Below are 2304 nucleotides of genomic sequence, written 5' to 3'. Positions count from 1 at the left end.
GCGAGCCGCTGGCCCGGCTGGGCGTCGCGCCCGGCCCACCCGGCGCGCCCGCCGCGCACCGGCTGGCGCCGGCTGGTGCCGACCTGGCGGATGACGCTGGTGGCCACCGCCGTCGCCCTGGTCGCCCTGCTCGGCTCCCTGGTGGCGGGCTATCTGCTGGTCGACATCCCCGAGCCCAAGTCGGCGGCGTCGGCGCAGAGCAACGTGTATCTCTACGCCGACGGCAGCCAGTTGGCCCGGGTCGGCGAGATCGACCGGGAGAACATCCCGCTCGACGAGGTGCCCCCGCATGTGCGGCACGCCGTGCTGGCCGCCGAGGACCGCGACTTCTACCACGCGCCCCCCGTCGACGTCTCCGCGATGATGCGCGCCGGTTGGAACATGCTGCGCGGCGGCGGCCGCCAGTCGGGCTCCACGATCACCCAGCAGTATGTGAAGAACTACTACCTGGACCAGCGGCAGACGGTCACCCGCAAGGTCAAGGAGCTGTTTATCGCGGTCAAACTCGATCGCGAGGTGTCCAAGGACGAGATCCTGGAGGGCTACCTCAACACCAGCTATTTCGGACGCAACGCCTACGGCATCCAGGCCGCCGCCCACGCCTACTACGGCAAGCCGGCGAAGGAGCTGACCGAGGCCGAGGGCGCCTACCTGGCCGCGCTGCTCAACTCCCCCAACGCCTACGACGTCCGCGCCAACCCGCAGAACCACGACCGCGCGGTGGCCCGTTGGGAGTACGTCCTGGACGGGATGGTCTCCGAGGGCTGGCTGGACCCGGCCAGGCGCGCCCAGCTGCGCTTCCCCGAGCCCAACGAGGAGAACATCTCGGCCGGCCTGGGCGGCGAGCGCGGCTATCTGGTCGAGGCCGTCAAGCAGCACCTCGCCGAGCGCGGCATCGCCGACGAGCACCAACTCGCCGAGGGCGGCTACCGGATCACCACCACCATCGAGCCCGCCCGGCAGCGCGCGCTGACCGACGCGGTCAACGCCCAGTTGGAGACCGCGCTCAACGAGGAGCGCGAGCAGGACACCTGGGTGCGCGCCGGGGCCACCTCCGTCGACACCGAGACCGGCCATGTCGTCGCGATGTACGGCGGCCGGGACTACATCGACCAGTATGTGAACAACGCGACCCGGCGCGACTACCAGGCCGCCTCGACGTTCAAGCCGTTCGTCTACGCGGCGGCGTTGGAGAACGACTCCCGCACCCACGACGGGGAGTTGATCGGCCCGGCCACCGAGTACGACGGCGAGAGCGGCCGCGAGGTGGTCGGGCGGGACGGCCGGGGCACCGGCTGGTCGCCGGAGAACGAGTCCAACCGCAGCTATGGCACCGTCAAGGTCAGCGAGGGGATGGACAAGTCCATCAACGCGGTCTTCGCGCAGATGGGCGTGGACGTCGGCCCCGAGCTGGTGCGCGACACGGCGGTGGCGCTCGGCCTGCCCGAGACGACGCCCGGGTTGACCGAGGCCGACGCCTCGATCTCCCTGGGCACCGCGACGCCCAGCACCCTGGACCTGGCCGGCGCCTACGCCACCCTGGCCCGGCACGGCGAGCACCGCACCGTGCTGCTGGTCTCCGAGGTGACCAAGGACGGCGAGCCCGTCGAACTGCCCGAGCCCGAGCGGCGCCAGGCCATCTCCCGGGAGGCGGCCGACGGCACGACCGCGATGCTGGAGGCGGTGGTGCGCGGCGGCACCGGCACGGCGGCGGCCAGCGCGGGCCGCCCGGCGGCCGGCAAGACCGGCACGGCGGAGGCCGACCGCGCGGCCTGGTTCGCCGGCTTCACGCCCGAACTGGCCACCGTGGTCGCGATCTTCGGGCAGGACCCGGAGACCGGGGTGCAACGCGAGCTGTACGGGGCGGCCGGCCAGGAGCGGATCAGCGGCGGCGGCTTCCCGGCGCGGATCTGGGGCCAGTACACCAGGGAGGCGCTGGAGGGGCGGCCGGTCACCGGCTTCGACCTGCGGGAGCCGGAGCGCCGCGAGCACGACGACGAGGACCTGGAGGGGGAGGACGGTTCCGAGGACGAGTCCGAGGAGTCGGAGGAGAGCGAGGACGGGGCCGACCCGGAGTCCGAGGAGAGCGAAGGACCGACGGACACCGGCGGACCTGAGGAGTCCGGCGCGCCGGACGGGCCGAGCGCGCCCGGCGGTTCGACGGAGCCGGGCGGCACGGGTGAGCCGGCCGATCCAGGGACGCCCCGGTCGCCGGACGGCGGTGCCGGCGGGGCCACGACCCCCGACGACAACCCGCCGTCGCCGGGCGGCGAGGCGCCGGCCGAGCCCGGCCAGGCGGCGCCG

At 73.6% G+C, this 2304-nt stretch carries 1 protein-coding gene; it reads left to right on the top strand.

The genetic code is table 11. The features are described 5' to 3' along the window. Positions 1-90 precede the first annotated feature (90 nt). On the top strand, positions 91-2304 hold a 2214-nt coding region (locus EBN88_RS29600), incomplete at its 3' end, for a transglycosylase domain-containing protein (RefSeq protein WP_325052792.1).

It is taken from the genome of Streptomyces triticirhizae (genome assembly GCF_003696235.1).
Lineage (GTDB): Bacteria > Actinomycetota > Actinomycetes > Streptomycetales > Streptomycetaceae > Streptomyces > Streptomyces triticirhizae.
This window is presented reverse-complemented; position numbering and strand designations above follow the sequence as displayed.